The organism is Streptomyces kebangsaanensis (assembly GCF_001906585.1).
In the GTDB taxonomy this organism is placed as follows: domain Bacteria; phylum Actinomycetota; class Actinomycetes; order Streptomycetales; family Streptomycetaceae; genus Streptomyces; species Streptomyces kebangsaanensis.
Genome location: NZ_JUJA01000058.1, coordinates 139,158 through 143,592, shown reverse-complemented (window position 1 = coordinate 143,592; position 4,435 = coordinate 139,158). Strand labels below are relative to the sequence as shown.

The 4,435-nt window shown below is 75.3% G+C and carries 4 protein-coding genes and 2 pseudogenes; 5 read left to right on the top strand and 1 reads right to left on the bottom strand.

From position 1 onward, the window contains the following. From RH94_RS08830 to RH94_RS08810, 5 genes and pseudogenes are all read left to right on the top strand, one after another. Window positions 1–256 (top strand): annotated as a pseudogene (locus RH94_RS08830) (type II secretion system F family protein); the annotation flags it as partial. Beyond that, the gene (locus RH94_RS08825; protein ID WP_073947070.1) at window positions 253–1,038 is read left to right on the top strand and encodes a type II secretion system F family protein; all 786 of its coding nucleotides are present in this window, start codon (window positions 253–255) and stop codon (window positions 1,036–1,038) included. The pseudogene RH94_RS08830 and the gene RH94_RS08825, both read left to right, overlap by 4 nt. Before the next feature lie 69 nt (window positions 1,039–1,107). Next, window positions 1,108–1,308: a DUF4244 domain-containing protein gene (locus RH94_RS08820; protein WP_073947069.1), complete on the top strand. Its 201-nt coding sequence runs from the start codon at window positions 1,108–1,110 to the stop codon at window positions 1,306–1,308. After that, a complete protein-coding gene (locus RH94_RS08815) occupies window positions 1,295–1,705 on the top strand; it encodes a TadE family type IV pilus minor pilin (protein ID WP_073947068.1) in 411 nt (136 codons plus the stop codon). The genes RH94_RS08820 and RH94_RS08815 overlap by 14 nt, the downstream gene beginning before the upstream one ends. After that, on the top strand, window positions 1,702–2,148 hold the full coding sequence (locus RH94_RS08810) for an Rv3654c family TadE-like protein (RefSeq protein ID WP_073947067.1): 447 nt from the start codon (window positions 1,702–1,704) through the stop codon (window positions 2,146–2,148). The genes RH94_RS08815 and RH94_RS08810 overlap by 4 nt, the downstream gene beginning before the upstream one ends. On the opposite strand, the pseudogene RH94_RS08805 reads toward RH94_RS08810, so the two are convergent. After that, window positions 2,145–4,435 (bottom strand): annotated as a pseudogene (locus tag RH94_RS08805) (DEAD/DEAH box helicase); the annotation flags it as partial. The gene RH94_RS08810 and the pseudogene RH94_RS08805 sit on opposite strands and share 4 nt — an antisense overlap.

Here is a 4,435-nt window from a genome sequence, read left to right as displayed (position 1 = left end):
CGACGGGGCGCTGCGGGCGGAACGGGACCAGCGCGCCGATCTGCGCGCCCAGTTGTCGGGAGCCAGGGCGACGGCCGTGATGCTCGCCGGCCTGCCGGCCCTGGGACTCCTGCTGGGCACGGCCATGGGGGCCGACCCTCTGCGTGTGCTGCTGCACACGGGAGCGGGCCTGGGCTGCCTGGTCATCGGCGGCCTGCTGGAGGGTGCGGGGCTGTGGTGGGCCCTGCGGATCGTACGAGCGGCGGAGGCGGCGTGAGCGCGGGCGTTGTCCACAGATGGGGGATGGCCGTGGGGGCTTCGGTGCTCCTGTGGCTGCTGGTGCGATGGCTGGAGGGGGTGCGCCGGGAGCGGAGCGTGCGGCGGCGGATGGCTTCGCTGTTGGGAACGGAGGAGTCCGGACGTCCGGGGCCGCGGTCGTGGGTGCCGGGTGCCGTGCGGAGGTGGCTGCCGGTGGTGGGTGTGGCGGGCGCCGGATGGGTGGTGGTCGGCGGGCTCGTCGGAGCCGTGGCCGGGCTGGCCGGGGCGGCCGGGGTGTGGCAGTGGCGGCGACGGACGGAGAGCCGCCCCGAGGCGGAGTTCGACGAGGCCGAGGCGGCCCGCCAACTTCCTCTCGCCGCCGACCTCTTGGCGGCCTGCATCGCGGCCGGTGCCGGTCCGGTGATCGCCGCCCAGGCGGTCGGCGAGGCTCTGGGCGGACCGGTCGGGGACGGGCTGGCCCGGGGCGCGGCGGAGGTACGGCTCGGCGGGGAACCGGCCGATGCCTGGCGCGGGCTCGCCTCGATACCGGGAGCGGCGGCCCTGGCGCGGCTGCTGGAGCGGGCCGGCGAGTCGGGGCTGCCCGCCGCCGGACCGGTCGCGCGGCTCGCGGCCGACGTCCGCGCCGACCGGGCCCGCACCGCGACGGCCGGAGCGCGCCGGGCGGCCGTTCTGGTCACCGCGCCGGTGGGCCTGTGCTTCCTGCCCGCCTTCGTCGCGGTCGGCGTGCTGCCGGTGCTGATCGGCCTCGCGGGCGGACTGCTGAGCGGGGGTGGTGGCTGAAGGAGAGGACCCGGGACGGACGCGGGACACGGTGAGGGAACAACAGACCGAGACCTTACGGGGGTCGAGATGTACGGGAAAGTGCGGGCACGGCTGCGTGCCCTGGTACGCCGGATGCGCGGGGACACGGGGATGGTCACGTCCGAGTACGCGATGGGGATCATCGCGGCGGTGGCGTTCGCCGTGCTGCTGTACGAGGTGGTGACGAGCGGGCAGGTCAAAGCCGAACTGCAGAACATCGTGAAGCGGGCGCTCAGTGCGCGGACGTGAACGCCGGGACGAGTGGCAGGACGGGCGGCAGGGTGTCGACGCGGGGTTCGTGACGGCGGAGGCCGCCATGGCTCTGCCCGTGCTGGTGCTGGTGGTGACGGCGCTGGTGTGGGGGCTGCTGGTGGTGCTCGCGCAGATCCAGTGCGTGGACGCGGCCAGGGCGGGCGCCCGGGCGGCCGCCCGCCAGGACCCGGAGGGCGCGGTCGTCCAGGTGGCCCGTGACGTGGCACCGCGCGGCGCGAGGGTCACGGTGACCCGTCGGGAAGATTACGTGCACGTGATCGTCGTGGCCGACCCGCCGGGGATGGGCGTGCTGCCCTTCCAGCTGAGGGAGGAGGCCGTCGCGGAGGCGGAGGACACGGTGGGGACGCGGACGCCGGCAGGGGCGGGGCCATGAGGTGTCGTTTCTCGGACCGAGGGTCCGCCAGTGTGTGGAGCGTCGGGGCGATCGCCCTGCTCTGCGTGGTGTTCGGCGCCGGCCTCGCCCTCGGGCAGGCGGTGGTCGGCCGGCACCGCGCGGCCGGGGCCGCCGACCTCGCGGCGCTTGCGGCGGCGGGCCACTGGGCCGAGGGCTCCGCCGCCGCCTGCGCACGGGCGGACCGGGTGGCCCGGGCGCAGGGCACCCGGCTCGTCCGGTGCGTCGTCGTCGGCGACACCTCGGACGTCACGGCGGTGTCGGAACGGGGGCCCTTCACGGCGGAGGTGAGAGCGAGGGCGGGGCCGGCGGTCCCACCGGACGACACGGCGGCACCGCCGGTGCCGCCGGTGCCGCCGGGATCCACGGGAGGGCCGACGAGCGCATCGGGCCCCGCCACGGCACCCGGCACCCCCGCGGGCTAAGCCGGGCTCTCCTTCTCCTCCGGTGCCCCCTTCAGCAGCACGGTGAGCAGCCGTACGGCCCCCCGCTTGTGCAGTGGGTCGTTGCCGTTGCCGCACTTGGGGGACTGGATGCAGGACGGGCAGCCGGAGTCGCACTCGCAGGAGGCGATGGCCTCGCGGGTGGCGGCGAGCCAGGCACGGGCGGTGTGGAAGGCGCGCTCGGCGAAGCCCGCGCCGCCGGGGTGGCCGTCGTAGACGAACACCGTGGGCAGCAGCGTGTCGGGGTGCAGCGGGACGGAGACACCGCCGATGTCCCAGCGGTCGCAGGTCGCGAACAGGGGCAGCATGCCGATCGAGGCGTGCTCGGCGGCGTGCAGTGCGCCGCCGAGGATCTCCGGGTGGATCCGGGCCTCGTCGAGCTGGTCCTCGGTGACCGTCCACCACACCGCGCGGGTGCGCAGCGTACGAGGAGGGAGGTCGAGTTTCGTCTCGCCCAGCACTTCACCGGTGATCAGTCGCCGGCGCAGGAAGGAGACCACCTGGTTGGTGACCTCGACGGAGCCGTAGCACAGGCGGCCGTCGCCCCAGGGGACCTCGATGTCCGTCTCCAGGACGGAGATCGCCGTCGTGTCGCGGGCGACCGTCGTGTACGGCGGGCTCGCCTCCTCGACCAGGGCGACCGAGTCGTCCAGGTCGAGGGAGCGCACCAGGTACGTACGGCCCTGGTGCAGGTGGACCGCGCCCTCGTGCACCGTCGTGTGCGCGGCGCCCGCGTCGACCGTACCGAGCAGCCGCCCGGTGCCGGCCTCGACGATCTGGACCGGCCGTCCGCCCTCGCCGCGGATGTCGGTGAGGTCCGCGGCCCGCTCCCGGCGGGTCCAGTGCCAGGCCTTCGCCCGCCGGCGCAGCAGCTTCGCGGCCTCCAGCTGCGGCAGCAGCTCCGGGCAGGCGGGCCCGAACAGTTCGACGTCCTCCTCGGTGAGCGGCAGCTCGGCGGCGGCCGCGCACAGGTGCGGGGCGAGGACGTAGGGGTTGTCGGGGTCGAGGACCGTCGATTCGACCGGCTGGTCGAACAGGGCCTGGGGGTGGTGGACGAGGAAGGTGTCCAGCGGGTCGTCGCGGGCGATCAGGACCGCCAGGGCGCCCTGGCCGGAGCGGCCCGCGCGGCCCGCCTGCTGCCACAGGGACGCGCGGGTGCCCGGGTAGCCGGCGATCAGTACGGCGTCCAGGCCGGAGACGTCCACGCCCAGTTCCAGGGCGGTCGTGGCGGCCAGGCCCAGCAGCTCGCCGGAGTGCAGGGCGCGTTCCAGGGCGCGGCGCTCCTCGGGGAGGTAGCCGCCCCGGTAGGCCGCGACACGCCGGGCCAGCGGCCGGTCGACCTCGGCCAGCCGTTCCTGGGCGATCACCGAGATCAGCTCGGCGCCGCGCCGGGAGCGTACGAAGGCGACGGAGCGCACGCCCTGCAGGGTGAGGTCGGTCAGCAGGTCGGCGGTCTCGGCGGTGGCGGTACGCCGGACGGGCGCGCCCCTCTCGCCCCGCAGTTCGGTGAGCGGGGGCTCCCAGAGGGCGAACACCAGTTCACCGCGGGGCGAGGCGTCGTCGGCCACCTCGACCACGGGCAGACCGGTGAGGCGGCCGGCGGCCACCGAGGGCTCGGCGGCGGTCGCCGAGGCCAGCAGGAAGACCGGCGAGGAGCCGTAGCGCGCGCACAGCCGGCGCAGGCGGCGCAGCACCTGGGCGACGTGCGAGCCGAAGACACCCCGGTAGGTGTGGCACTCGTCGACGACGACGTACTTCAGGGCGCGCAGGAAGGAGGACCAGCGCGGGTGCGAGGGCAGGATCCCGCGGTGCAGCATGTCGGGGTTGGTCAGGACGTAGTTGCCGTACTGGCGGATCCACTCGCGTTCCTCGGGCGGGGTGTCACCGTCGTACACCGCGGGGCGTACGGCCCTGCCCAGCGGGCGCGCGAGTTCCTTCACCGCGCGGCACTGGTCGGCCGCCAGGGCCTTGGTGGGGGCCAGGTAGAGGGCGGTGGCGCCACGCCCGTTGGGTGCCTCGGAGCCGTCCAGCAGGGCCGACAGCACCGGGACGAGATACGCCAGCGACTTTCCGGACGCCGTACCCGTGGCGACGACCACCGAGTCGCCGTCGAGGGCGTGCTCGGCGGCGCGCGCCTGGTGGGCCCAGGGGTGTTCGATTCCACGGGCCTGGACTGCCGCGACGACCTCCGGTCGAATCCGATCGGGCCAGACGGCATGGCGGCCCGCGCGCGGGGGCAAGTGCTCCGTATGAGTGATGCGCGCAGCCC